This window comes from Erwinia sp. PME.40.26/001 (assembly GCF_055556675.1).
The window spans coordinates 682,029-707,512 of record NZ_JBVHNP010000001.1 but is presented as its reverse complement, the minus strand read 5'-3'; the positions used below and the strand labels follow the sequence as shown (position 1 = coordinate 707,512).

General features: G+C 57.1%; 21 protein-coding genes. 10 read left to right on the top strand and 11 right to left on the bottom strand.

The annotated features are described in order from the left end of the window. The 4 genes from pdeR to ACZ3HG_RS03585 form a co-directional block, all read right to left on the bottom strand. Positions 1-1,992 (bottom strand): cyclic di-GMP phosphodiesterase, encoded by a 1,992-nt coding sequence (pdeR, locus tag ACZ3HG_RS03600; RefSeq protein WP_465331885.1) that lies wholly within the window; start codon positions 1,990-1,992, stop codon positions 1-3. A 252-nt stretch (positions 1,993-2,244) separates the two neighbouring features. Next, on the bottom strand, positions 2,245-4,311 hold the full coding sequence (locus tag ACZ3HG_RS03595) for a carbon starvation CstA family protein (RefSeq protein WP_465331883.1): 2,067 nt from the start codon (positions 4,309-4,311) through the stop codon (positions 2,245-2,247). 192 nt (positions 4,312-4,503) lie between these two features. Continuing rightward, positions 4,504-6,447, bottom strand: a complete 1,944-nt coding sequence (locus ACZ3HG_RS03590; protein WP_191932471.1) for an exoribonuclease II — start codon at positions 6,445-6,447, stop codon at positions 4,504-4,506. Positions 6,448-6,575: 128 nt separating this feature from the next. Continuing rightward, positions 6,576-8,882, bottom strand: coding sequence for an FdhF/YdeP family oxidoreductase (locus ACZ3HG_RS03585; protein WP_191932470.1), 2,307 nt, complete (start codon positions 8,880-8,882; stop codon positions 6,576-6,578). A 243-nt stretch (positions 8,883-9,125) separates the two neighbouring features. On the opposite strand from ACZ3HG_RS03585, the gene ACZ3HG_RS03580 reads away from it, so the two are divergent. The 4 genes from ACZ3HG_RS03580 to ACZ3HG_RS03565 all read left to right on the top strand — a co-directional run bounded on the left by ACZ3HG_RS03580 (position 9,126) and on the right by ACZ3HG_RS03565 (position 13,317). After that, positions 9,126-10,712 (top strand): PTS transporter subunit EIIC, encoded by a 1,587-nt coding sequence (locus ACZ3HG_RS03580; RefSeq protein ID WP_191932469.1) that lies wholly within the window; start codon positions 9,126-9,128, stop codon positions 10,710-10,712. A gap of 88 nt (positions 10,713-10,800) precedes the next feature. After that, the gene (locus ACZ3HG_RS03575; RefSeq protein WP_465331880.1) at positions 10,801-11,523 is read left to right on the top strand and encodes a YnfC family lipoprotein; all 723 of its coding nucleotides are present in this window, start codon (positions 10,801-10,803) and stop codon (positions 11,521-11,523) included. Positions 11,524-11,622: 99 nt separating this feature from the next. Further along, positions 11,623-12,366, top strand: coding sequence for a YnfC family lipoprotein (locus ACZ3HG_RS03570; RefSeq protein ID WP_465331878.1), 744 nt, complete (start codon positions 11,623-11,625; stop codon positions 12,364-12,366). A gap of 54 nt (positions 12,367-12,420) precedes the next feature. After that, positions 12,421-13,317 (top strand): LysR family transcriptional regulator, encoded by an 897-nt coding sequence (locus tag ACZ3HG_RS03565; protein ID WP_191932466.1) that lies wholly within the window; start codon positions 12,421-12,423, stop codon positions 13,315-13,317. Here the strand turns inward: ACZ3HG_RS03565 and ACZ3HG_RS03560 are convergent. The 7 genes from ACZ3HG_RS03560 to pspF all read right to left on the bottom strand — a co-directional run bounded on the left by ACZ3HG_RS03560 (position 13,295) and on the right by pspF (position 21,189). Continuing rightward, positions 13,295-14,452, bottom strand: coding sequence for a CMD domain-containing protein (locus tag ACZ3HG_RS03560; RefSeq protein ID WP_465331876.1), 1,158 nt, complete (start codon positions 14,450-14,452; stop codon positions 13,295-13,297). The genes ACZ3HG_RS03565 and ACZ3HG_RS03560 overlap by 23 nt on opposite strands. A 144-nt stretch (positions 14,453-14,596) precedes the next feature. Further along, the gene (gene sapF, locus ACZ3HG_RS03555; protein WP_191932464.1) at positions 14,597-15,403 is read right to left on the bottom strand and encodes a putrescine export ABC transporter ATP-binding protein SapF; all 807 of its coding nucleotides are present in this window, start codon (positions 15,401-15,403) and stop codon (positions 14,597-14,599) included. After that, positions 15,403-16,395, bottom strand: a complete 993-nt coding sequence (gene sapD, locus ACZ3HG_RS03550; protein WP_191932463.1) for a putrescine export ABC transporter ATP-binding protein SapD — start codon at positions 16,393-16,395, stop codon at positions 15,403-15,405. Before sapD ends, sapF begins: the two co-directional genes overlap by 1 nt. Further along, positions 16,395-17,285: a putrescine export ABC transporter permease SapC gene (gene sapC / locus ACZ3HG_RS03545; protein WP_191932462.1), complete on the bottom strand. Its 891-nt coding sequence runs from the start codon at positions 17,283-17,285 to the stop codon at positions 16,395-16,397. The genes sapD and sapC overlap by 1 nt, the downstream gene beginning before the upstream one ends. After that, positions 17,272-18,237: a putrescine export ABC transporter permease SapB gene (gene sapB, locus ACZ3HG_RS03540; protein WP_191932461.1), complete on the bottom strand. Its 966-nt coding sequence runs from the start codon at positions 18,235-18,237 to the stop codon at positions 17,272-17,274. Before sapB ends, sapC begins: the two co-directional genes overlap by 14 nt. Further along, positions 18,234-19,862, bottom strand: a complete 1,629-nt coding sequence (gene sapA, locus ACZ3HG_RS03535; RefSeq protein ID WP_191932460.1) for an ABC transporter substrate-binding protein SapA — start codon at positions 19,860-19,862, stop codon at positions 18,234-18,236. Before sapA ends, sapB begins: the two co-directional genes overlap by 4 nt. Positions 19,863-20,178: 316 nt before the next feature. After that, on the bottom strand, positions 20,179-21,189 hold the full coding sequence (gene pspF, locus ACZ3HG_RS03530) for a phage shock protein operon transcriptional activator (RefSeq protein WP_465331872.1): 1,011 nt from the start codon (positions 21,187-21,189) through the stop codon (positions 20,179-20,181). A gap of 185 nt (positions 21,190-21,374) precedes the next feature. Between pspF and pspA the strand changes: the two genes are divergently transcribed. The 6 genes from pspA (at position 21,375) to ACZ3HG_RS03500 (ending at position 25,429) form a co-directional block, all read left to right on the top strand. Beyond that, positions 21,375-22,040 carry a phage shock protein PspA gene (pspA, locus tag ACZ3HG_RS03525; RefSeq protein WP_191932458.1) on the top strand — a complete coding sequence of 222 codons (666 nt, stop codon included), beginning with the start codon at positions 21,375-21,377 and terminating at the stop codon, positions 22,038-22,040. 56 nt (positions 22,041-22,096) lie between these two features. Further along, positions 22,097-22,324 carry an envelope stress response membrane protein PspB gene (gene pspB / locus ACZ3HG_RS03520; protein WP_062743180.1) on the top strand — a complete coding sequence of 76 codons (228 nt, stop codon included), beginning with the start codon at positions 22,097-22,099 and terminating at the stop codon, positions 22,322-22,324. After that, entirely contained in the window at positions 22,321-22,668 is a 348-nt protein-coding gene (gene pspC, locus ACZ3HG_RS03515; protein ID WP_191932457.1) for an envelope stress response membrane protein PspC, read from the top strand. Before pspB ends, pspC begins: the two co-directional genes overlap by 4 nt. Before the next feature lie 28 nt (positions 22,669-22,696). Next, the gene (gene pspD, locus ACZ3HG_RS03510; RefSeq protein WP_191932456.1) at positions 22,697-22,909 is read left to right on the top strand and encodes a phage shock protein PspD; all 213 of its coding nucleotides are present in this window, start codon (positions 22,697-22,699) and stop codon (positions 22,907-22,909) included. A 70-nt stretch (positions 22,910-22,979) separates the two neighbouring features. After that, positions 22,980-24,377, top strand: a complete 1,398-nt coding sequence (locus tag ACZ3HG_RS03505) for a YcjX family GTP-binding protein (protein ID WP_465331869.1) — start codon at positions 22,980-22,982, stop codon at positions 24,375-24,377. Continuing rightward, positions 24,374-25,429: a TIGR01620 family protein gene (locus ACZ3HG_RS03500; protein WP_465331867.1), complete on the top strand. Its 1,056-nt coding sequence runs from the start codon at positions 24,374-24,376 to the stop codon at positions 25,427-25,429. Before ACZ3HG_RS03505 ends, ACZ3HG_RS03500 begins: the two co-directional genes overlap by 4 nt. Positions 25,430-25,484 lie beyond the last annotated feature (55 nt).

Here is a 25,484-nt window from a genome sequence, read left to right as displayed (position 1 = left end):
TCAGGGAGCCGTGATGGCATGATGCCGCGCAAGCCAGTGTCCCAGCTCCTCCACGGGCATTGGCTTCGCGTAGAGAAACCCCTGACGGATATCCACGCCGTTCGCCATGACAAACACTGCTTCCTCCTCTGTTTCAATGCCTTCTGCGATCACCTCTAAATTAAGGGCTTTAGCGACCGCTACAATCGCCCTGACCAGCGACTGAGACACCTCATGATGATTAACGCCGCGGATAAAGCTCTGATCCAGTTTAATGGCATTAATTGGCACGCGAGCCAGCTGTGACAGGGAGGAGTACCCAGTGCCAAAATCATCAAGATGCACCGCCGCACCCAACGTCTGGAACTGTTCCATCAGCGTCTGCGCCTGCTGCTCATTTTCAATCAGGCAGCTTTCTGTCAGCTCAATATCGATGGGGCAGTCAGTCAGCCCCGCCTGGTCCAGCGCCAGTTTCAGGTCGGTATAAATGTTCTGGTCGATCAGCTGACGTGGCGAAACATTGACCGCGACGCGCAGAAATATCCCCTCTTTCCTCCAGAGCAGGATTTGTTCCAGCACGGCCAGCATAACCCAGCGTCCCAGCGGAATTATCAGCCCTGACTCTTCGGCATAGGAGATGAAACTGTCCGGGGGGATCAGCCCGCGTTCGGGCGACATCCAGCGCACCAGTGCTTCCACGCTGGTCACCGAACCATCGGCATTCAGCTTCGGCTGATAGTGCAGCACCAGCTGATGCTGGTCGAGCGCTTTACGAAGGTTGGTGTCGAGCCAGAGATATTCGAAGACGCGCTGATTCATCTCGGCAGAAAAAATACAGAATTTTCCGCGCCCGTTCTCTTTCGCCGTATACATGGCCGTATCGGCATTACGGATCAGACTCTCACGATCTTCGCCATGCTGCGGGGCGAGGGCGATGCCGATCGAACAGCCGGAATACACTTCGATCAGGCCAATACGGAACGGCTGTTTAAGGCGCACAAGGATACGGGAAGACATCGCCTCCAGCGCGGCCTGGCTGGTATCCTCTGCCAGCACAATAAACTCATCACCACCCAGACGTGCCAGGGTCTGATCCTTATCCAGGCAGCTCAGGATGGCCAGAGAAACCGCCTGCAGAAGCTGATCGCCAAACATATGCCCGTAGGCATCGTTCACTTTTTTAAAATTATCCAGGTCAAGGTAGACCACGCCAGTCTGCTGAACGGTACGCTTTTCCAGGGCTTCGGTGATTTCCTGATTAATGGCGTTACGGTTTGGCAACCCGGTAATGGTGTCGGTATTGGCCAGCACCCGCAGGCGCTCCTGTGCGCGGCGTTCTTCAGTGATATCCATGCCCGAACAGATCAAATAAATTTCATTTTTCCCGCTACCGCTGTGTACAAATTTATTGCGGAACAGGAAGAGACGCTGACCTTTCCGGGTCTTGATCCAGCGTTCCACTTCATACGAGCTGCCTTCACGAAAAAAGGTACTGATATTTCGTCGTGAGGCTGCCGCTTCCTGACGAGACATAAACAGCTGGAAGACATTGCGACCAATGACTTCCTGTTCTTTCAGCCCGGTATACTCTTCCGACAGGCGATTAAAGCGCTGAATATTGCCTTGCTGATCGACGATGACGATCACCGAATTCGCTTCCGAAACGACCTGTTCTGCAAACGACAGGCCCAGCACCAGGTCACGGGCAACGGAGGAAGTGTCACCCCAGGCGGAGGCGGTACCGGCCCAGGCGATCTGCGACACTTTTCTGCCGACAAGGTGCATGGAAAGCTCCGTGCCATGAAGCGTAATGGTGAGATTCACACTGGAGGTGATGACGGTCATATTGCGCAGCATACCGGCCTGGGAGGCCGTCAGGGGAACGGCGATATTGGTGATACCGCCTTCATCTTCAGCAAAATGCAGGGCATCGCTGTCGGAAGATAAACGCCAATGAGGGCTGCTGGTGCCAAAATACGCATACAGAAGCGATTGCCCTTGTTCATCGGTCATTTTTTTTCCCTCGATGCTACTTAGCAGATGGTATCTTCTTATTTTAGCAACAGTATTCGGCAACCCGCAGGATCACAAGTGACCAGGACAATATATTTTTTTGCTGAAAATTTCCGGGTAGCATAAAAAACCCCGATCGGGCGATCGGGGTAGCATATTAGCAGGATAATTTGACTAAGTTGATCACTTTATCGGCCTGGTTTGCCTTGCGCACGATGTATTTTAAGTCCTTCACAATTGTCGCAAAAATCATCACATGTTGACTTTTTCGTCGCGAAGCACCACCGGGCTTTCGCGCACGGTGGGGGTCGTGCTCAACAGGGCACGGCGAATAGCGAAAAATGCGGCGACCAGCATGGTCACGGCGACCAGCATAAAGAAGGCGCAGAGTCCGGCATTAATCTGATTGCTGAGAACAATGGTCTGCATATCTGCCACCGTTTTAGCCGGTGCGATCACGATGCCCTGGTCAATACCGTTGCTGAATTTCTTCGCCTGGGCAAGGAAACCAATCGCAGGTTTCTCGTGGAAAATTTTCTGCCATCCGGCAGTCATCGAGGTGATAAACAGCCACGCCGTCGGGATAATCGTGACCCAGGCATAGCGCTGTTTTTTCATTTTAAACAACACTACGGTGCCGAGGATCAGCGCCATTGATGCCAGCATCTGGTTACCAATACCAAACAGCGGCCAGAGGGTATTAATCCCGCCCAGAGGATCAATTACCCCCTGATAGACGAAGAAGCCCCATCCCGCTACCGCCACGGCGGTGCCGATAATATTGCCCAGCCATGAACGGTTGTTGGCCAGGGCCGGTACCATCGTCCCTGCCAGATCCTGCACCATAAAGCGGCAGGCACGCGTCCCGGCGTCGACGGCGGTCAGGATAAACAGCGCTTCAAACAGAATGGCGAAGTGATACCAGAACGCCATCATCGCCCGGCTGTTAAACACCTCGGTAATAATGTGTGCCATCCCGACAGCAAAGGTGGGTGCGCCACCGGCACGCGAAAGCACCGAAGTTTCACCCACGTCGCGGGCAATGGCGGTTAGCATTTCTGGCGTCACCACAAATCCCCAGCCGTTGATCGCCTGGCTGGCGCTTTCCACCGTGGTGCCGATCAGGGCCGCTGGCGCATTCATAGCAAAGTAAACACCGGGGTCGATCACCGAGGCGCAAATCAGCGCCATAATAGCCACGAACGACTCCATCAGCATTGCACCGTAGCCGATCATGCGGATATGACTTTCACGTTCAATCAGCTTCGGCGTGGTGCCGCTGGAAACCAGTGCATGGAAGCCGGAGATGGCTCCGCAGGCGATAGTGATAAACAGGAACGGGAACAGGCCGCCGGAAAATACCGGACCGCTGCCATCAATAAACTGGGTCACTGCCGGCATTTTCATTTCCGGCATAGCAAAGACGATGCCAACGGCAAGGCCGACAATTACACCAATTTTGAGAAAGGTCGACAGGTAATCACGTGGAGCCAGCAGCAGCCAGACGGGCAGCACCGACGCCACAAAGCCATAAATCACCAGTACCAGCGTCAGGGTGGTGCCTTTGAGCGTGAAGAACGGGCCCCAGTAAGGGTGCAGGGCAATATCGCCCCCGTAAATAATTGCCGCCATCATCAGCACAAAACCGATCAAGGACACTTCGGCAATTTTACCCGGGCGCAGAAAGCGCATGTACACGCCCATAAACAGGGCAATCGGCAGGGTCGCTGCCAGGGTAAAGAGTCCCCACGGACTGTTGGTCAGCGCCTTTACCACCACCAGCGCCAGCGCAGAGAGAATAATGATCATTACCCCCAGTGCCCCGAGCATGGTGATCACGCCGGCGAAAGCCCCCAGCTCTTGTTTCGCCATTTCGCCCAGCGAACGGCCGTCGCGGCGGGTGGAAATAAACAGGATCAGGAAGTCCTGCACGGCACCGGCCAGCATCACCCCAATCAGGATCCACAGCGTGCCCGGCAGGAAGCCCATCTGTGCGGCAAGGACCGGCCCGACAAGGGGACCGGCACCGGCGATGGCGGCGAAATGATGGCCAAACAAGACCCACTTATTGGTCGGCACATAGTCGAGTCCGTCGTTATTGCGCTCTGCGGGGGTCAGACGGCGGTCGTCGAGTTCGAATATCCGGCGGGCAATAAACAGACTGTAAAAACGATAAGCGATGCTGTAGCAGGCAACGGCGGCCACCACCAGCCACAGCGCGTTAACGGGTTCGCCGCGGTTGAGCGCCAGCATGGCAAAGGCGCAGGCACCGGCTAACGCCACCAGTAACCAGACCAACCCGGTTTTGACGTTGTTCATCACAGTACTCCTTGTCAGATCCGTAAAAGGGGGGACAAGTTAAACGTAATGTAAAAGAATGTTTATGAAAGTAAATGGAATGAGAAATGTGAGGCGCAGAGAGTTTTTTCTTTTTTGCGGAGCGCGGCAGATGGAGGTGGAGAGGGAGGGAATAAAAACGGGACAGCGGTCAGGCTGTCCCGTTGAGCGATATCAGACGGCCGGACGGGCAACGACGCTGCGGGTTTCCATACGCACTTCGGCGATGGTCACTTCAATCAGGTCGGTTACGCGGTAGGCGACTTCACCTTTGATCTGCACGGTGCCATTTTCATTACTGCACACCAGTTCATCACGCACGGCGTGAATAAACGGGGCAGGAATAAAGGCCACCGCACCGTTGTCCTGCAGGCGAACGCGCATGCCACCGCGGGAAACGTCGATCACTTCCGCACTGAAACGCTGATCGGTACCCACTGCCTTCTGCAGGAAGCGTGAATAGAGCCAGTCACCCACATCGCGCTCGGCCATCCGGTTCTGACGGCGACGTTCAGCCATCTTCACCGTCAGCGTATCGTCAGGACGGCTCGCCGTTTCCCCTTTGATGATCGCTTTCAGCAGGCGGTGGTTAACCATGTCGCCAAACTTACGGATGGGGGAGGTCCAGGTGGCATACGCTTCCAGGCCAAGACCAAAGTGCGGCCCTGGCGAGGTGCTGACCTCGGCAAACGACTGGAAGCGGCGAATACGGCTGTCGAGGAACTGCGTCGGCAGGGTATCCAGTTCACGGCGCAGCGTGCGGAAGCCTTCAAGCGTAGCAATCGCCAGCGGATCGGCCACCACGCCGTGATTCGCCAGAACAGCAGCAGCCTGCTCGGCGTTCACCTCATCGAAGCCCAGGTGGACGTTATAAATACCGAAGCCCAGCTTATCGCGCAGCACGCTGGCAGCGCAGATGTTCGCCAGGATCATCGACTCTTCAACGATGCGGTTGGCGATGCGGCGGTGCTCGGCGATGATATCCAGCACTTCGCCTTTCTCACCCAAAAGGAAGCGGAAGTCAGGGCGATCTTTGAACACCAGCGCATGGCTCTGACGCCATTCGCTGCGCGCCAGGCACAGGCGGTGCAGCAGGCGGATCTGCGCAGCAATCTCCCCGCTTTCCGGCTGCCATTCACTGTTGCCGTCGGTTTCCAGCCAGTCAGAAACGTTGTCGTACACCAGCTTGGCGCGGGACTCAATCCACGCGGCGAAGAACTGAATGTCCTCGCCCGGGGTACCGTCGGCTGCCACCGTGACACGGCAGGCCAGCACCGGCCGGCGAACGTTGGGGCGCAGAGAACAGATGTCATCAGACAGCTGACGCGGCAGCATCGGAATATTAAAACCAGGCAGATAGTTGGTAAATGAACGCTCGGCGGCAATGGTATCGAGCTGGCTGCCGGCCGGTACATAGGCTGTCGGGTCGGCAATGGCAATCGTCAGCTTCAGCGCGCCATCGGCGGCTTCTTCTACGTACAGCGCATCGTCCATATCTTCCGTGCTGGCACTGTCGATAGTCACGAAGGCGAGGCCAGTGAGATCTTCACGCTCAAGCTGTTCGTCCAGCATCTCTTCCGGCGTGGCCACATCCGGCGCTTCACGCTCCAGATTATGGCGTGACAGGGTGACCCACCACGGCGCTAAATGGTCATCCGCCGTGGTAATAAATTCAGTCAGTTCAGCGTAGAAACCGCGATCGCCTTTCAGCGGGTGACGGCGCATTTCAGCCACTGCCCAGTCACCGGCCTGGAAGTCATGCTTCACATTACGGTCAGGACGGCACTGAATGGCGTCTCTCAGCAGCGGATGGTCAGGAATAATCGACAGGCGATCGTCTTTCTTCTGCACGCGGCCGACAAAGCGGGTCAGGAACGGTTCGATCAGCGTTTCCGGATCGGCAACTTCACGATCTTTATCAGTCTGAATAACCGCACTCACACGGTCACCGTGCATGACTTTTTTCATGAACGGCGGCGGAATAAAGTAGCTTTTCTGTGCATCGACTTCCAGGAAGCCGAAACCTTTTTCAGTGCCTTTTACCACACCCTCAACACGCGGCGTCTGGGAGTGGAGTTTCTCTTTAAGCTGCGCGAGCAGCGGGTTATCCTGGAACATAATTTCAACAGTTTTCGTGGCCTAAGAGCGGCAGACAGTTTTACGCGATTAACCGCGTTACGGCAAGTAAAAAGCCGTGACACCCACAGACACAGGGCGGCCGTTTTGTGTCGGCCGCCCTGAGGTCATCAGGCGATGCGTAAGCCGGTTGTCGCCGGTGACAGGCTGATTTTCACCGGTACTGACTTCGACGTCGGCGTGCCGCTGCCGTCACCAAAACTGGAGAGCGGAACCAGCGGATTGGTTTCGGGATAATACGCGGCGAGATTGCCGCGTGGAATGGCATAAGGCACCAGCTTAAAGCCGCTGACTTTGCGGGTGATACCGTCATTCCACAGGGTTTCAATATCCACATGGTCACCGGCGGCAAAGCCCATTTTTTCCATATCATCCTGGTTGATAAACAACACTTCACGCTGACCGTAAACGCCACGATAGCGGTCATCGAGGCCGTAAATCGTGGTGTTGTACTGGTCGTGTGAGCGCAGCGTTTGCAGCGTAAAAGGCACCTCAACATCCAGCTGCGGGAACAGAGAAGCGGGCAGGGCAGCAGCGCTGAACTGGGCTTTATTGTGCAGCGTATTGAAGCGCAGCTCGGCAGCGGCATTGCCCAAATAGAACCCGCCTTTCAGGTCGCATTTGTCATTGAAATCGCTGAAGCCCGGCAAAGTCGCGGCAATATGGTCGCGGATTTTATTATAATCACCGGCCAGCGACAGCCAGTCTACTTTTTCACTGCCGAGCACGGCATGGGCGATCCCGGCGACGATCCAGGTTTCAGAGCGCTGAGTGGCTGCAATGGGTTTGCCAACGCCTTCGGAGGCATGCACCATGCTGAAGGAGTCTTCCACGGTAATAAACTGCGGTCCGCTCGCCTGAATATCCTGCTCCGTGCGGCCAAGTGTGGGCAGGATCAGGGCGTCAACCGCACCCGGGCACAGATGGCTGCGGTTAAGCTTGGTGCTGATCTGCACCGTCAGATCGCAGCGTTTCAGGGCCTCTTCGGTGCGCGGGCTGTCCGGTGCAGCCGCCGCCAGATTGCCCCCCAGCGCGATCAGCACTTTGATCTCATCACGCAACATCGCTTCCAGTGCTTCAACGGTGTTGTGACCGCTCTCACGAGGGGGCTCAAAGTCAAAATGCTGGCCGAGGCTGTCGAGAAACGCCTGAGAGGGTTTTTCATCAATCCCCATCGTGCGGTTACCCTGCACGTTGCTGTGTCCGCGCACCGGGCACAGACCCGCGCCTTTTTTGCCCAGCTGGCCAAAAAGCAGCTGCATATTGACGATTTCACGCACGGTATCCACTGAGTGCTTATGTTGGGTGATGCCCATTGCCCACGTGCAGATCACCCGTTCTGAACTCTGGTAAATCGCCGCCGCTTCACGGATCTGCTGTTCGCTCAGGCCCGACTGGCTGACAATATGTGACCATTCAGTGGCATCAACGGCGGCCAGGTACGCCTCCAGCCCCTCGGTTCTGGCATTGATAAATATCTCATCAAACAAGCCTTTCTCACCGGCCGCCACCCGTGCGCGGTGGTTTTCGGCCAGTACTTTCACCATACCGCGAACCGCCGCCATATCACCGCCGAGATTAGGCTGGTAATAAGTCGAGCTGATTTTTCCTGCCATGCTGGTGACGACTTCCAGCGGTTTTTGCGGATCGGCAAAGCGCTCCAGTCCCCGCTCGCGCAGCGTGTTAAACGTGACAATTTTCGCGCCGTTATCGGCAGCATGGCGCAGGCTGTGCAGCATGCGCGGGTGGTTAGTGCCCGGGTTCTGGCCGAAGACAAAGATCGCATCCGCGTGGTCAAAGTCGTCCAGACGAATGGTGCCTTTTCCTACGCCAATACTGCGCTTCAGGCCGGTACCGCTGGCTTCATGGCACATATTCGAGCAGTCGGGGAAGTTGTTACTGCCGTTCATGCGGCCAAAGAGCTGATACAGCCATGAGGCTTCATTACTGGCACGCCCGGAGGTGTACAGCTCCATGCGGTTCGGATTATCCATCGCCTTAATATGGCGGGCTATCAGTGCGAAGGCATCGTCCCAGCTGATGGGCTCGTAGCGATCGGTGGCGCGGTTATAGCGCAGTGGTTCGGTCAGCCTGCCCTGATATTCAAGGAAATAGTCACTCTGCTGACGCAGGGCGGAGACGCTGTACTGAGCGAAGAATTCTGCCCCGATATGGCGGCGGGTGGCTTCCCACGTGACGGCTTTCGCGCCATTTTCACAAAAGCTGAAGGTACTTTTATTATCATCACCCCAGGCACACCCCGGGCAGTCAAAGCCTTTCGCCTTATTCATGCGCATCAGATTGCGCATGTTTTTTAACACCTGTTTGCTGTCGAGGACGAAACGGGTGGTGGCTTCCAGTGAACCCCAGCCGCCAGCGGCAGCGTCGTATGGCTTGATGGCTTCTTTAAATTTCATTTTTTTCGCAGGCTTATGTTTATGAGTTGTTAAGAAGTTATGACTTCTTTTTGGCGATTTTGCTATTCGCCCGCCTCATTGTCTAATTGATTGCAGAGATGGTGCGATAGGTGGCATTTATCGCGAAATGTGCGGAAGTGTGAAGCTGGTCAAAAAATATTCTCTTAAATTCCCCCCTGGCGCGGTCATCGCCGTTCATGCGACGCATACTTAGCCGGTTGCCATTTCTGCGGGAGAGTCCTGATGAAAGAGTTTGCCAGTAAGATCCATGCCTTCGGCAAAGCCCTGATGATGCCGATTTCCGTGATTGCTGCCGCCGGTATTTTTCTGGGCGTGGCAGCGGCGCTGCAGAACCCGGTGATCACCGGAGAGGCGTTTGCCAGTATGCAGGTACCCCAGCTGGTGATTGGGTTTATCCGCAAGGTGGCCGGTGCGCTGTTTGCTAACCTGCCGCTGTTCTTTGCCGTCGCCAGCGCCATTGGTCTGGCGAAGGCGGAAAAGCCCACGGCAGCGTTTGCCTCGGTGATTGGGTTTATTGCCATGCACGTCGGCATCAGCGCCACGCTGGCTGCCCGGGGGCTGACAGCGGCGACCACTACCGCTGCAGCGCTGCAACAGCAGGGGATGGATCAGACCGCCGCAATGATGACCTCGGCGGAATATATTCAGATGCTGGGGATATTTACCTACAACATGAGCGTGCTGGGCGGGGTGATCGCTGGCCTGGTGACGGTTATGATCCATAACCGCTGCTATACGGTCCAGCTGCCGGCGGCGATTGCCTTCTTCGGCGGGCGGCGCTTTGTACCGATTGTTACCGTGTTGGTCCTGCCGCTGACTGGCGTGTTGCTGGCTCTGATCTGGCCTACGATTGGGGCTGGCATCGCGTGGGTGGGAGAGCTGATCGGCAAAAGTGGCCAGTACGGGGCCTTTCTCTATGGCACCAGCGAACGGCTGCTGATCCCGACCGGCCTGCACCATATTCTGAATGAAACGGTGCGCTTTACCCCCATCGGCGGGATCGCCACGGTGGACGGGCAGACCCTTGTCGGGGCGCTGAATATCTTTAATACCTCACTGACCCACCCCGGTTCAGTGCCGGATGCGACGGTACAGGAGGCAACGCGTTTCCTGGCGCAGGGTAAAATCCCGGTAATGATGTTTGGCCTGCCGGCGGCGGCGCTGGCGATGTACCACTGCGCCCGCCCAGAGCATAAGCAGCGGGTCAAAGCGCTGATGCTGGCCGGGGCGCTGACCTCCTTTACCACCGGTATTACCGAGCCGCTGGAGTTCTGCTTTATCTTCGTGTCACCGGTGCTCTATCTCCTTCACGCGCTGCTGAGCGGGCTGTCGTTTATGCTGATGTCGCTGATGCACCTGATGATTGGCAATGTACAGGGGGGAGCGATTGACCTTGTGGTGTTCGGCATCCTCGGCGGCAGTAAAACGGCGTGGTGGTGGAGCGTTGCGCTGGGCCTGATCTATGCCCCGGTTTACTACTATAGTTTTCGCTTTATCATTATGCGTATGCGGGTGGAAACGCCGGGTCGGGAGTCGGATGAGGCCCCACAGGTTAGCGTTACGGCGGATGAACGCACCCGGGTGATCATCAGCGGACTGGGCGGCGAGGGCAATATCGACGACGTTGACTGCTGCTTTACCCGCCTGCGGGTCAAGGTAAAACAGATGAATGAAGTCGTCGACCAGACCCTGATGACCACCGGTGCTAACGGCGTTAATCGCGTCAGCGACCACGACGTGCAGGTGATTTATGGGCCACAGGTAGAAAAAATCGCGAATGACGTGAAAAGTGCGTTGGGGATGTCCTGAGTGGCCCGGTATGATGACCACTAAAGAATGGCGCTAACCTGCCGATAATATTGCGTAAATCTGATTACGCGGACAGGACCCAGGTGACATGGACAAGATTAAAACGACGGTGGTACTGCTCTTGCCGCTGCTGTTGCTTGCAGGCTGTAAGCAACAGGAAGATGAAGGTATTACTAAGAAAATCAGAAACCTGTCTTATCTATATCAGTTTGAGGCTATTCCTGGAAAACTGAAGAGCACCCATCAGACGATTTTCGAGGATAACGGTGACAAGCGTTATGACGGGGTGTTTAATTTCGATAAAAACGGCTGCGTGACGGATTTTGAAGTGACTAATCTTGATATCGGCAGCATCAGCGCGCGGCGGGAGAAAGACCAGCTCATCGGAGAGGAAAATGGTAAACCCCTGGTCCTTAAACTGGACAGCGAGTGTAATGTGCTGTCCAAAACCAGCGGTAATTTTACCATTGATATCGCCTACAACAAGCAGGGACTGATTTCCGGACTTTCCTCCCGCCAGTCCGATTTTCGCGTCGCGCTGACCTATGATGCACAGGGCCGCCCGATTGGACAGAAAGCGTTCAGTGGCGATCGTCAGATTTCAGAAGGCGTACAAAACTACACGTCAGACGCCGGCGATAAACCCTCCGATGCCGTCACGAAAAGCACAACGCCAGAGGGCACCCGGGAGACCACCACCCGCTGTGAATATCAGCAGGCTGTGCCTGTCAGCTGCGTGTTCACGGTGAAAACCTCCACAAGCGACACGGTGACTGAACGCCATGCAAAGCTCACCAGTGAGTTTTATTAGCAGCAGCCCGCCCATCGGGATACGCGTTCACACACTAATGAAGACAGCATCACGCCTCATTATGAACAAATCTTACTAAACTGACAGGACTCACACTGCATGGATATGATGAAGACAACGCTGGCGCTGCTGTTGCCCGCGCTGCTGCTGACAGGCTGTAAGAATGAAGAACCACAAGGGGTATCGACAACGGTCAAAAATATGTCGACGCTTTTTCGCTTCGAACCCATCCCCGGAAAGCTCAAAAGCACCCATCAGACGTTGTTCGATGCCAGCGGTGAGAAACAGCACGAAGCCACGGCCCGCTTCGATCAGCAGGGCTGTCTCACCGATGTTATCGTGACCAGCCTCTACGTAATTAACGACCGCAAAATCCACTCGAACACCAGCCTGCGGCGGGACAAAGACACGCTGGTCGGTGAGGAGAACGGTAAACCGGTATTGATGAAACTGGACGGCAAGTGCAACGTCGTGTCAAAAACCCGCGGCAATTCTACGCTGAATATCAGTTACAACGACCGTGGGCTGATTTCAGCTTACTCTTCCATCCAGGATCCTCTGCGCATTGACATAACCTATGACGAGCAAGGGCGAATGGTCAGGCAGAACATAAGGGAAGGGGCTCGTCTGATCAGCGATGACAAGCAGACATTTGCTACGACAGAGGCGGATAAACGGCTGGATGGGGTGATGCTCACTACCTACCCGGCCTCGACGAGAGAAATCACCACGCGCTGTGAGTATCAGCAGGGCGTTCCCACTTCCTGCCACTATAAAATTAAAACCTCGCCCGGTGATAACGTCATTGAACGCCAGTCGACGCTGGTCAGTGAATTTTATTAGCAGCAGCCCGGCCGTCGGCACACGCGTTCGCACACTAACGAAGACATCATCATAATGGACATTAAACAGCTCATCTATTTATGTAACCTGGAGCGAGAGCGCCACTTTGGCCGCGCTGCTGAGGCCAGCTTTGTCAGTCAGCCCACGCTTTCCATGCGTCTGAAAAATCTGGAGCGTGAGCTGGGGCTGTCGCTGATCAACCGCAGTAATAACTTTGATGGTTTTACGCCGGAAGGCGAGCGCGTACTCTCCTGGGCGCGGGAAATTGTCTCGGTCTATCAAGGATTAAAGCTGGAAGTCGAGTCTCTTAAACACGGCGTGACCGGTACGTTGCGTCTCGGCGTGGTGCCCCAGTGCAGTATGTCACTGGCCGTGATGCTGAAAGCCATCAGCGACCGCTATCCCCAGCTCGACTATCGGGTCGCGGTGCTGAGTGCCGACCAGCTGCTGGAGGCACTGAACAGTCATACGGTGGATGTTGGCATCGGCTTCTTCGAGCTGGCGACGCTGCGTGAGTTACATTTCCAGGCGGAGACACTGGCGGATAATGGCGTAGAGCTACTTTATCATCCGCAGCACTTTCCTCAACTGGAAGGCGACACTCAGCTGTCGCTGCACGAGGTGGCGGCACTGCCGCTTTGCCTGGCGGAACAGACGCGCTATTTTCGTCGTTACGTTGACGGCCACTTCCGGGAGGCCGGGCTGTCGATGCGCGTTGTTCTGGAAACCACCTCAGTATTTCAGCTGTTGCAGGGCGTTCAGGTCGGGTTAGGCTGCATGGTGTCACCGGTCGGACACCTGATCGACGGCATGACCAGCGGACTGCAACGACGAAAAATGGCGCTGCCGCCCATGTCCCGCCAGGGAGCCGTGGTAATTGCAGAGCCGGGTCGCGCCACGCCGCTGGCGCAGCACTTTTTTGATGAAGTCAGGCGCTGGCTGATGAACTGATGCCCAGCCCCTGCATCAGCCGGTTACCCCAACTGGCGGCGGCAACGCTTAAGATCACATCAAAGATCTGGCCGCTGCTCAGACCGGCCTCTTTCAGCGGCTGAAGATGCGCGGCATTGACCCGCTCCGGCGATCGGGTCAGTTGGGCGGCAAGGGCAATCAGTGCCTGCTGCTGTCTGTCTGCCGCGTTCAGCGCCGGTTCCACCCCTTCGTGTAACGCAGCGAAGAGGTTGCTGTCATCGGCATAGCGGCCGAAACAGCAGGCACTGCCGTTGATACGCGAGGTGACGGCGGCGGCCAGCCGCGAGGCGCTGCTGCTGCGCGCTGTTTTCAGGCTCTCCAGCAGACGTCCCCAGCCGTACAGCACTTTACCGTCGTGGGCAAACAGCCAGGCACCGGCTTCCAGCTCCGCCAGCGGCTGGCAGAAGGTTAACGCCTCGAGCTGGTCGGGCGCGGCATAGCGCAACTCCAGCGGCGGCAGCGACGGCCGCCACACACTGTCTGCCAGCAGCGTCTCACGACAGGCGTCGGGGGGGATGGTGACGCCGGGCATCCAGCGCACCGGCAGCGCCAGCATGGCGTGGACGCCCGCCACGACGCGGGCCTGATAACTGACAAAGCCGACAATCTGGCCAAGGCTGATAATATCAGGGGCGGTTAGTCCAACCTCGTCCAGCCGCTGCACGGACACCGCGTCAATCAGGGTGGGCTGGCTGGCGAGCTGGCGAGCGTATTCGGTGATTTGCGTCAGGCGATGGTTACTCTCCCGCGACGAATCCGGCCCCGGCAGCGGGTTTAGGCGCGCGGCATAGTGGTTGCATAAGCGCTGCACGCCAGTGACCTGGGCTACCGTCAGGGCAATACACAGGCGATCGTAAAGCGTCAGCGTGTGGGTCAGTGTGGTGCTGAGTGCCGCCGGGAAAAGCAGCGAGTAAACATCGCGGGAGGCCAGCAGGGCGGGCTGCCTTTGCTGTAAAACAGTGCTCAGTTCTCCTTCCGTCTGTTGCGCCAGACCCAGTAAAAAACGGTCTTCAACGGTGGCAGCTTCAGGCATCAGCGGTGCACGCTGGGCGGGCAGGCTGGACTGGGTTTCATGATACCAGTGGTTATTGCCGGTAAAGCGGCGCTGTTCCATGATCATTCCTTTTCAATTACGGCACGGTTATCCTGGCGTAACCCGCAGCGCGAAAGAAATAATGATCTGTACTATCAAATAGCTGGAAAGCATAAGGGGCGAAAAGGAAAGGCGGCCCGATATCAGGGCCGCCCGGCGGCAGGTTTAACGGTCTTTACGCCAGGCATCGGCGGTCAGGGCTTCACCAAAATGGCTGGCGATCAGACGGCGGGTCAGGTCATGCAGCGGGCAGGCCAGGACTTCCGCCGTGCTGCCACGCTCCACCACTTCGCCCTGGTGCATCACCAGCACTTTATCGCTGATATGTTTCATCATGCCCAAATGCTGTGTCACGTAAATATAGGAAATGCCGTGTTTCGCCTGCAGTTCCAGCATCAGATTAATCAGCTGCGAACGCATCGACATATCCAGCGCGGCCAGCGCCTCATCAGCAACAATCACCTTCGGCTGTAATATCAGGGCGCGCGCCAGGCCAATGCGCTGCTTCTGGCCGGGGGCAAGCATGTGCGGATAATAGGAGGCGTGATCCCGCAGCAGGCCGACCTGGCGCAGCGTGGCAATAATCCGTTTTTCCCGCTCCTCGCTATTGAGTTCGGTATTCAGCCTCAGCGGAAAATCGAGGATCTGGCTGATGCGCTGGCGCGGATTAAGCGAGGTAGACGGGTCCTGAAAAATCATACGGATACGCTGGCTGCGGTAGCCATAATCGCCGTACTCCAGCGGATGGTCATCAATCACAATATCACCGGAGGAGGGGGCGATCATACCGCTCAGCATGCGGGCCAGCGTTGATTTACCGGAGCCGTTTTCCCCGATGATCGCCAGCGTCTGACGCTCCTTCAGGGTAAAACTGACCTCTTTCACCGCCTCAACGTGCTGCCGCCGGAACAGACCGGTACGGTAGCGAAACGTTTTACTGAGGTTGCGCACTTCCAGTAGCGTTTCAACCATTACTGACTCTCCATATTCAGCGGGAAGTGGCAGGCAAACAGATGACTTTTCGACCCTGAGAGGCGCGGAGTTTCAATACAAGTTTTCTGCGCGTAGGGGCAGCGCGGTCCCAGGCGGCAGCCAATCGGTAAATGCTCCAGCGACGGGATCGCGCCCGGCAGCGTATTCAGGCGGCTTTTATGCGGCAGCGAGCGGCCAAAGTCTGGCATGGCGCGGATCAGCGCCTGGGTATAGGGATGGTGTGGCGCGGTGATCAGGTCTTCACTGACCGCCGTTTCGACCGTTTGTCCGCAGTACATGACATTGATCCGGTCGGCCCAGTGACTGAGCATCTGCAGGTCATGGCTGATCAGAAGGATCGTGGTGTTATTATTCTGGTTCAGGCGCGACAGCAGGCGGAATATCTGCGCCTGGGTGGTCGGCTCCATGGCATTCGTCGGCTCATCGGCAATCAGCAGACGCGGCTGGTTGGCCAGCGCAATGGCAATCATCACCTTCTGGCACTCCCCGTCGGTCAGCTCATAGGGGAAGCTGCTCATAATATCTTTATGATCCTTGATCCCCACCCGGTGCAGCAGTTCAATCGCCCGGCGGTGACGCCAGCCAAAACGCTGAAACCAGCGGCCTTTCCACGTCCAGCGCGGAATGGCCTGCTTAAGCTGGGTACCGATACTTTCTGACGGGTCGAGACACGACTGCGGCTCCTGAAAAATCATCGACACGTTATGGCCGACGATCTTGCGCCGTTCACGCGGCGACAGGTGCAGCAGGTCGATATCATCAAAGCGCATCCGATCTGCCGTGATGCGCCAGTTATCTTTGGTCACGCCGCAGATCGCTTTAGCGATCAGGCTTTTTCCTGAGCCGGACTCACCGACCAGGCCACGCACTTCGCCTTCAGTCAGCGTCATACTGACCCGATCCACTGCTTTCACCGGCCCGTCGGCCGTCATAAATTCAATGGTCAGGTTACGAATATCGAGCAGCGGCATTATTCAACTCCCGCATCGATGGCCCGGCGAACGCCGTCACCCAACAGGTTAACAATCAGAACACTGAGCATAATCGCCGCACCCGGTAGCATCACGGTCCAGGGGGCCACGTAGATCAACTCCAGTGAATCACCCAGCATCGCGCCCCACTCCGGTGAGGGAAGCTGGGCACCTAAATCGAGGAAACCCAGCGCGGCAATATCGAGGATAGCCATCGACAGGGCGCGGGTAAACTCGGTAACCAGCAGCGCCAGTATATTCGGCAGGATCGCATACCAGAGAATATCCAGGCTGCTGGCGCCATCCAGACGGGCGGCCACTACATACTCTTTTTCCAGCTCTTCATGTACCGCGCTGTAAATGGCGCGCACCAGACGGGGCAGGATCGCCAGATATACCGCCAGCATGGCGTGTTCCAGTCGGGGTCCCAGAAAAGCCACGACAATAATGGCCAGCAGCAGCGAAGGGATTGACAGCAGGGTGTCAAGAATATGGTTCATCACCGCCGAGCGCAGCCCGTGGGTCAGTCCGGCCATCACCCCAAGCACCATCGCACACAGCGAGGCGAAAAGCGTCACCACAATCGCTGAACCCACCGTCGGAGCGGCACCGCTTAATAACCGGCTCAACAGGTCCCGCCCCAGATCGTCGGTCCCGAGGAAGAACGAGACGTCGCCATAATGTGACCATGACGGGGGAAGAAGCTGATAGCCCAGGAACTGCTGATCCAGTCCGTAAGGGGCCAGCAGCCCGCCGAAAATACACAGCAGCAGAACGGCAATAAAGGCGTAAAAACCGATCATCGCCGTGGTATCGCGATAGAACAGCCCCCAGGTATGACGCAGCGGGCTGGGGGGCCGCTTTTCAGCGTAAATATTATCGGAGGGCATACCACTCCTTATGTTTCAGCGGATTTGTCATAGCACCTAAAATATCAGAGAGCACATTCACGGCGATCACCAGTCCACCCACCACCATTACCCCGGCGGAGATCGCCGCGTAATCCTGCTGGCGGATAGCGTTAATCAGCCAGCGCCCCAGGCCTGGCCAGCTGAAGACCATCTCGGTGATCATCGCCAGCGTCAGCATCGTGGAAAATTGCAGGCCCAGACGCGGGATCACTGGCGGCAGCGCGTTATGCAGCACGTGGCGGCGAATAATGGTCCACAGCGACAGCCCTCGCGTGGCGGCGGCTTTCACGTAGTTCTGCTCCATCACCTCACGCGTGCTGATGCGCAGCAGGCGGATTACCTCCGTGGTCGGTGCGACGGCCAGGGCGGTCACTGGCAACACCATATGCTTCAGGGCGCTGACGATCATTTCATGCCGCCACGGGGAGTCGGTCAGCCAGGCGTCAATCATGGCAAATCCGGTGACATGCTGCACGGGATACAACAGGTCAAAACGCCCGGAGACCGGTAGCCAGCCAAGATTGAGCGAGAAAAACAGCGTCAGCAGCAGCGCCAGCCAGAACACCGGCAGGGAAAAGCCCAGCAGCGCCACGGCGCTGATCGCCTTATCCTGCCACTTATTACGCATTACTCCGGCGGCGATACCGAGTGGGATGCCCACCATCAGGGCGAGGCTGAAGGCCATGAAGCAGAGCTCCAGCGTGGCCGGGAACACCTCACGTAGTTGCAAGTTTATGGACTGCCCGTTAATGCTGGATACGCCAAAATCCAGCTGCAGGATGCCTTTAAACCAGAACAACCAGGCATCCAGCAGCGACGCTCCCTGCAGAGGGGCGTGAGGGGTAAAGTAGCTCAGGCTGAAACCGAGCAGCGTCAGCATAAACAGCGTGACAACAAACAGCACCAGTCTGCGAAGTGTATAGATAATCACGGTGACTTCTCCTCGCCGCCATCACGGTGTACACCCGCAAATGAGGCATTACCAAACGGGCTCAGTACCAGACCTTTGATGTCGTAGCGGTAAGCCTGCAACCGCAGGGAATAGGCCAGTGGCAGAACGGGCAGTTCCTGAGACAACATCGCCTGAGCGCGGTCATAATAGTCGATGCGTTTCGCCAGCTGTTGCGACAACAGCGCTTTATGCAGTAATTCATCAAACCCGGAATTGCACCAGTGCGCATAATTTGTCTGTGAGGCAATGGCGGCACAGCTGAGGAGAGGGCGGAAGAAGCTGTCCGGGTCATTACTGTCCGTTGCCCACCCCGTCAGCGTCAGGTCGTGATTCATCTCCATCAGCCGCGCCTCCTGGAAGCGACCTTCAACCTGCACGATGGTTACCTTTACGCCGACCTGAGCCAGGTCGGCCTGGATCAACTCTGCTGTCTTCAGCGGACTGGGGTTCCACGACTGCGAGGCCGACGGCACCCACAGATTCAGATGCAAATCTTCAATGCCCAGCGCTTTCAGCGCTTCACGCGCCTTTTGTGGATTATACGGCGTGACGCGGGCATCGGTGTCGTAGGCCCAGGACGCTCGCGGCAGGATCGACGCGGCGGTTTCCGCCGTGCCGTAATAAATCGACTCCATCAGGCGTTCATTGTTGATCGCCAGCGCCAGTGCCTGACGCACCTCGGGGCGGTCAAGGGGGGCCTTACGGGTGTTAAACGCCAGATAAGCAATGTTCATCCCCGGCCGCAGCGTCAGGCGCAGGCGGGGGTCGTCGCGCAACACAGACAGCTGGCTGGCGGCAGGATAGGCCAGCACATCACACTCGCCCGTCAGCAGCTTGGACATGCGGCCGGTGCCACCTGCACCCATATCTATCACCACCTGAGACATGCGCGGCTTGCCTTTCCAGTAGGCGTCGTTGCGCTGCAGGCGCACATACTGCCCGGCCCGGTAGTCATTGAGCATAAACGGCCCGGTACCGACCGGTTCACGATCCAGCTGCTCCTGACGGTCAACCCGGGTCAGCTGGTCGGCATACTCGGCCGACAGCACCGGCGCATAGTGGGTCGCGAGGTGCCAGAGGAACGACGCATCGGGACTGTTGAGGCGGATTTCGACGGTATTTTTATCCAGCTTTTTCACGCTCTGTACAGCGTCAGAAAATTGCAGGCTGTCGAAATAAGGGTAGCTGCCACCGTTGACATTGTGCCAGGGGTGGTTGCGATTAAATATCCGTTCAAAGCTGAACACCACATCATCGGCGTTCATCGTCCGGGTGGGCGTAAACCAGGCGGTATGCTGGAAAGCCACTTTCTGACGCAGATGGAAGCGATAGGTGGCCCCGTCGTCCAGCACTTCCCAGCTGTCCGCCAGCTCAGGGATCAGCCGGTAGGTATAAGGATCAACGTCAAGCAACCGGTCGTAGAGCTGGGCGGCGAGCGTATCGACCACCAGCCCGCTGCTGGCCATCTGCGGGTTAAAGGTATTCATTACGCCATTAACGCAATAGACGAAGCCGCTCTGACGAATATCGCCAGGCGTGGATGACCAGACCGGAGCACTCAGCGTACTCAGGCTGAGAAGCAGGGTGGAGATTAGTTTGCGCATAACTCTTCTGAAAATTCAGGCAATAAACACAGTGTACCGCACTCTCTGGCTGCACCCAAAGTTTGCAGCGGCGAGCCCGCGTTTTTCCGACAGAAAGATCGCCACAGGGGGAGGTGAAAGTGGAATACGCCTGATGTTGTTATGGTAATGAGAAAAATTCTCAACAAAACGCTTTACAGATAATATTGAGAATGATTATTATTCACTTGCACCTCAACGGTGGCTCTGCCGGTGAGGAGCACGACATTGCTCACATTGCTTCCAGTATTATTTAGCCCGCTTAACGCGGGTTTTTTTTTGCTCACGACTCACCGGCTCAGGCTTCATCGACGCCGATATCATCAACGCTGATATCGTGCTTTTTCAACATGGCGCGAAGCTGATGATAAGTCACCCCCAGCAATCCGGCGGCACGGCGCTGATTAAATCGCGCCTGGGCCAGTGCTTTCTCCACCAGCGCTTTTTCCTGATGAAGCTGCCAGTGGCGCAAATCGAAGGGCAGCGCAGGCAGGGCGTCCGCAACAGCATCTGCCGGGATGGCGTCCGGTTCCGCACGCTGGAAAGGGTTAATAATGATGTTATCCAGCGGGATTTCGCTGCTGGCGTGACGGTACACCGATCGTTCAACCACATTTTTCAGCTCACGCACGTTACCCGGCCAGGCGTAATCCAGCAGACGCTGTTCTGCCGCAGCGGTGAAGCCGGGAAACAACGTCAGCCCCAGTTCACGGCACATCTGAATGGCAAAATGCTGCGCCATCACCAGGATATCGCTGCGACGCTCGCGCAGCGGGGGCAGCTGCACCACATCAAACGCCAGCCTGTCCAGCAGGTCGGCGCGGAACTTCCCCTCCCGCGCCAGCAGCGGCAAATCGTCATTGGTCGCGCAGACCAGCCGCACGCTGACCTGCAGCGGTTGGCTGCCGCCGACGCGCTCCAGCTGGCCGTATTCAATCACCCGCAGCAGTTTTTCCTGAACCAGCATCGGTGCCGTCGCCAGCTCATCCAGAAACAGCGTCCCGCCGTCGGCCCGCTCAAAGCGGCCGAGATGGCGCTTCTGCGCCCCGGTAAACGCCCCGGCTTCATGACCGAAAAGTTCTGAATCCAGCAGGTTCTCATTCAGGGCCGCACAGTTGAGCGAGATAAACGGTCCCTGCCAGCGTTCGGAGAGGTAATGCAGACGGCTGGCAATCAGCTCTTTTCCGGTGCCGCGCTCACCGATCACCAGCACCGGCTTATTGAGCGGTGCCAGACGTGACACCTGCTCCAGAACGTCGATAAAATTGTTGGACTCGCCGAGCAGGGTATCAGGATTTTCGCTCATCATTAATTTCACCAGATGTTAGTGATAAAAACCACTTTAGTCTTACTGTCTGCCCCTGTAAAGTCATCAGATCATGTAAAATCAATAAGATAAAAACTGGCACGGCTTTTGAATAGTGTTATGCAGCTTAACCGCATTATTCGACACCCGGCGTAATGCCAGACAATGACTGAAAGAGGATTTTGATTATGGGTATTTTTTCCCGCTTTGCCGACATCGTGAACGCCAACATTAACTCCCTGCTGGAAAAAGCAGAAGATCCGCAGAAGCTGGTGCGCCTGATGATTCAGGAGATGGAAGATACGCTGGTTGAAGTGCGTTCCACATCAGCCCGGGCCCTGGCCGAAAAGAAACAGTTACAGCGCCGAATTGAGCAGGCCGAGACTCAGCAGGCCGAATGGCAGGAAAAAGCCGAACTGGCCCTGCGCAAAGAAAAAGACGATCTGGCCCGTGCCGCGCTAATGGAAAAACAGAAGCTCACCGACCTGACGGTATCACTGCAGCAGGAAGCAGGGCAGGTTGAAGAGAGCCTGACGCGGATGAAAGGTGAAATTGGTGAGCTGGAAAGTAAACTGAGCGAAACCCGTGCCCGCCAGCAGGCGCTGACGCTGCGTCATCAGGCGGCATCCTCATCACGCGACGTGCGTCGCCAGCTAGACAGCGGCAAAATTGATGATGCCATGGCCCGCTTCGAATCTTTCGAACGCCGCATCGATCACATGGAAGCGGAAGCCGAAAGCCACAGCTTTGGCAAAAAGAAATCGCTCGATCAGGAGTTCGCTGAGTTACAGGCTGACGATGAAATCAGCCAGCAGCTCGCGGCGCTGAAAGCAAAAATGAACCGCAGTGAGTAACGGAGCTGGCCACGGCGGTGGCCGGCATCGCTAAGATTAACTTTCAAGGAACGTGAATGAGTGTCTTCATTATTGCCATACCCCTGACGTTGTTTCTGCTGTTTGTCGCGCCGATCTGGCTCTGGCTGCATTACACAAAACGCCAGAATGGTGGGGCGGAACTGACGCAGAATGAACTGCAGCGTCTGCAACAGCTGACCCAGGACGCGCGTAAAATGCGTGAACGTATCCAGGCGCTGGAAGCCATCCTCGATGCCGAGCATCCTCACTGGAGGCAGCCATGATTCAGAAGAAACTGTACTGCATCCCGGAGCAGGGAAAGCTCAAAGGCGTCTGTGCCGGGATTGCCGAATACCTGGGTGTGCCGGTCATGCTGGTCCGCGTTATCGTGGTGATGTCGATGTTTTTCGGCCTCTTTGTCCTGACTATCGTCGGCTACTTCCTGCTGGCGATGCTGCTGCCGGACTTGCCGGCCAGCGAACAGGGGCGTGATAAACCGCTCAGTGCGCGACAGCTGCTGGATGAATTAAGCGCAGAGCTGAACGGCGGCGAACGGGAATTGCGTGAGGTGGAGCGTTATGTCACCTCAGAAACCTTTAGCGTACGCAGCCGGTTCAGCCAGCTGTAATCTACGGTGCTTTTTCAGGAGTGAATCAATGAGAAACTGGCAGCCCCACCCGCGCCTGAAAAAGGCCGGTAAATTTGTCCTTATCAACGCGCTCACTTATGGTCCGGCAGGGTTAAGCGGTTGGGCGGTGAAGTCCGTCGCCCGCAGGCCGTTAAAAATCCTGCTGGCCTGGGCGCTTGAGCCCCTGTTTAAACGCGTGATGCGCCGGGCCGCCGCGCGCTGGGTAAAACCCGCGCCCTGAGTCAAAGAAGCGGCAATGGCAGGAGGATGTTACGATAAGGAATATTAACGATAAGGTGCCAATGCCACAGATGAAACGACTACAACATGAATTGCTGTCGCTGGTGAATCGCGGCGCGGATCGCCATCTGCGCCTGGCGGTGACCGGATTGAGCCGCAGCGGCAAGACCGCTTTTATCACCTCCCTGGTTAACCAACTACTTAACGTCAATTCCGGTGCGCGTCTGCCCATGTTCTCTGCGGTGCGCGAGCAGCGCCTGCTGGGCGTCAAACGTGTGCCACAGCGCGATCTTGGCATCCCGCGTTTTACCTATGATGAAGGCGTGGCGCAGCTGTACGGCACGCCGCCAGACTGGCCGACCCCCACCCGGGGCGTGAGCGAAATGCGCCTGGCGTTACGCTACCGTTCGCAGGCCTCCCTGCTGCGCCATTTTAAAGAAACCTCCACGCTTTATCTGGAAATCGTCGACTATCCCGGTGAATGGCTGCTCGACCTGCCGATGCTGGAACAGGATTACCTCAGCTGGTCACGGCAGATGACCGGCCTGCTGCAGGGCGATCGCGCGGAGTGGGCACAGCGCTGGCGTCAGCTGTGTGAGGGCCTTGACCCGCTGGCGCCCGCCGATGAAAACCGCCTGGCCGAGATCGCCGCCGCCTGGACCGACTACCTGCAGCGTTGTAAACAGGAGGGACTGCACTTTATCCAGCCCGGCCGCTTTGTGCTGCCGGGTGAAATGGCCGGTGCCCCGGCGCTGCAATTTTTCCCGTGGCCCGAAATAGCGGAAGGGGGCGAAACCCGCCTGGCCCAGGGGGATGCTGCCAGCAATATCGGCATGCTGCGTGCCCGCTATCAGTTCTACTGCCAGCACGTGGTGAAGGACTTTTATAAAAATCACTTCCTGCGCTTCGACCGTCAGATTGTTCTGGTGGATTGCCTGCAGCCGCTCAACAGCGGGCCGCAGGCGTTTAACGACATGCGCCTGGCGCTGACGCAGCTGATGCAGAGTTTTTCGTACGGCCAGCGCACCCTGTTCCGCCGGCTGTTTTCTCCGGTCATCGACAAGCTGCTGTTTGCGGCGACAAAATCCGATCATGTCACCGCCGACCAGCACGCCAATCTGGTGTCGCTGCTCCAGCAACTGTTGCAGGACGCCTGGCAGAACGCCGCGTTTGAAGGGATCAGGATGGAATGCGTCGGGCTGGCCTCGGTACAGGCCACACAGAGCGGCCACGTCGAACATCAGGGTGAGAGTATCCCGGCCCTGCGCGGCCACCGTCTGACCGACAACACCCCGCTGACCGTCTATCCGGGCGAAGTCCCGCCGCGTCTGCCGGGCAGCGCCTTCTGGCAGGATCAGGGGTTTCATTTTGAACAGTTCCGCCCGCAGGATCTGGATGTTGACCGGCCACTGCCGCATATCCGGATGGACGCGGCGCTGGAATTTCTTCTGGGAGATAAACTGCGATGACCGCACCGATTAAACCGCGTATCGATTTTGCCCAACCGCTGAGTGATGAACCGGTTCCGATCCTGCGTCCGTCAAAGGCGTTTGCCGATCGTCAGGATCAGTTTGTCGCCGCTGATCCGGCGCAGGACGTAGAACCTGAAGGACCCGGAGAACTGGCGGTAGAAGCCGCGCTGCGGCCTAAACGCAGCCTGTGGCGCAAGATGGTCATTGCCGGGCTGAGTCTGTTTGGCGTCAGCGTGGTAGCGCAGGGCGTACAGTGGACGCATCAGGCCTGGGTTGCTCAGGACTGGATTGGTCTGGGCGGAGGCATTGCCGGAGGGCTGATCGTAGCGGCAGGGACCGGATCGCTGATCGGTGAATGGCGACGTCTGTACCGACTGCGTGAACGTGCGGAAGAGCGCGATGTGGCGCGTGAGTTGCTGGCCAGCCACGGTAGCGGTAAGGGTCGGGCGTTTTGTGAAAAGCTGGCACAGCAGGCGGGGCTGGCGTCCGGGCATCCGGCGCTGCAGCGCTGGCACGCCTCACTGCATGAAACCCAAAACGATCGCGAGGTCGTCGAGCTGTACGCCCAACTGGTGCAGCCGGTACTGGATCGGCAGGCCCGCCGCGAAATCAGCCGCTATGCCGCTGAATCTACGCTGATGATCGCCGTCAGCCCGCTGGCGCTGGTCGATATGGCCTTTATAGCCTGGCGTAACCTGCGTCTGGTGAACCGTATCGCCGCCCTCTACGGCATTGAACTGGGCTATTTCAGTCGGCTGCGACTGTTCCGTCTGGTCCTGCTGAACATCGCGTTTGCCGGCGCGTCAGAGCTGGTCCGTGAAGTGGGCATGGACTGGATGTCACAGGGTCTTGCCGCCCGACTTTCCACCCGCGCCGCCCAGGGGATCGGGGCCGGTCTGCTGACCGCCCGCCTGGGAATTAAAGCCATGGAACTGTGCCGCCCGCTGCCGTGGCTGGAAGGGGATAAACCCCGCCTTGGTGATTTCCGCCGTGAGCTGATAGGGCAGTTAAAAGAGAGCGTACAAGGCAGGAAAGTGGATGCCCCTTAATAAACACCTCACGTCATTCTGTATTTCAGAAGGACGTGAAACGTTTACGGCGGAT

Excerpts from the sequence above, each read along its gene's own strand:
- pdeR (WP_465331885.1), bottom strand. The coding sequence starts at position 1,992 with ATGACCGATGAACAAGGGCAATCGCTTCTGTATGCGTATTTTGGCACC.
- ACZ3HG_RS03595 (WP_465331883.1), bottom strand. The coding sequence starts at position 4,311 with ATGAACAACGTCAAAACCGGGTTGGTCTGGTTACTGGTGGCGTTAGCC.
- ACZ3HG_RS03590 (WP_191932471.1), bottom strand. The coding sequence starts at position 6,447 with ATGTTCCAGGATAACCCGCTGCTCGCGCAGCTTAAAGAGAAACTCCAC.
- ACZ3HG_RS03585 (WP_191932470.1), bottom strand. The coding sequence starts at position 8,882 with ATGAAATTTAAAGAAGCCATCAAGCCATACGACGCTGCCGCTGGCGGC.
- ACZ3HG_RS03580 (WP_191932469.1), top strand. The coding sequence starts at position 9,126 with ATGAAAGAGTTTGCCAGTAAGATCCATGCCTTCGGCAAAGCCCTGATG.
- ACZ3HG_RS03575 (WP_465331880.1), top strand. The coding sequence starts at position 10,801 with ATGGACAAGATTAAAACGACGGTGGTACTGCTCTTGCCGCTGCTGTTG.
- ACZ3HG_RS03570 (WP_465331878.1), top strand. The coding sequence starts at position 11,623 with ATGGATATGATGAAGACAACGCTGGCGCTGCTGTTGCCCGCGCTGCTG.
- ACZ3HG_RS03565 (WP_191932466.1), top strand. The coding sequence starts at position 12,421 with ATGGACATTAAACAGCTCATCTATTTATGTAACCTGGAGCGAGAGCGC.
- ACZ3HG_RS03560 (WP_465331876.1), bottom strand. The coding sequence starts at position 14,452 with ATGGAACAGCGCCGCTTTACCGGCAATAACCACTGGTATCATGAAACC.
- sapF (WP_191932464.1), bottom strand. The coding sequence starts at position 15,403 with ATGGTTGAAACGCTACTGGAAGTGCGCAACCTCAGTAAAACGTTTCGC.
- sapD (WP_191932463.1), bottom strand. The coding sequence starts at position 16,395 with ATGCCGCTGCTCGATATTCGTAACCTGACCATTGAATTTATGACGGCC.
- sapC (WP_191932462.1), bottom strand. The coding sequence starts at position 17,285 with ATGCCCTCCGATAATATTTACGCTGAAAAGCGGCCCCCCAGCCCGCTG.
- sapA (WP_191932460.1), bottom strand. The coding sequence starts at position 19,862 with ATGCGCAAACTAATCTCCACCCTGCTTCTCAGCCTGAGTACGCTGAGT.
- pspF (WP_465331872.1), bottom strand. The coding sequence starts at position 21,189 with ATGATGAGCGAAAATCCTGATACCCTGCTCGGCGAGTCCAACAATTTT.
- pspA (WP_191932458.1), top strand. The coding sequence starts at position 21,375 with ATGGGTATTTTTTCCCGCTTTGCCGACATCGTGAACGCCAACATTAAC.
- pspB (WP_062743180.1), top strand. The coding sequence starts at position 22,097 with ATGAGTGTCTTCATTATTGCCATACCCCTGACGTTGTTTCTGCTGTTT.
- pspC (WP_191932457.1), top strand. The coding sequence starts at position 22,321 with ATGATTCAGAAGAAACTGTACTGCATCCCGGAGCAGGGAAAGCTCAAA.
- pspD (WP_191932456.1), top strand. The coding sequence starts at position 22,697 with ATGAGAAACTGGCAGCCCCACCCGCGCCTGAAAAAGGCCGGTAAATTT.
- ACZ3HG_RS03505 (WP_465331869.1), top strand. The coding sequence starts at position 22,980 with ATGAAACGACTACAACATGAATTGCTGTCGCTGGTGAATCGCGGCGCG.
- ACZ3HG_RS03500 (WP_465331867.1), top strand. The coding sequence starts at position 24,374 with ATGACCGCACCGATTAAACCGCGTATCGATTTTGCCCAACCGCTGAGT.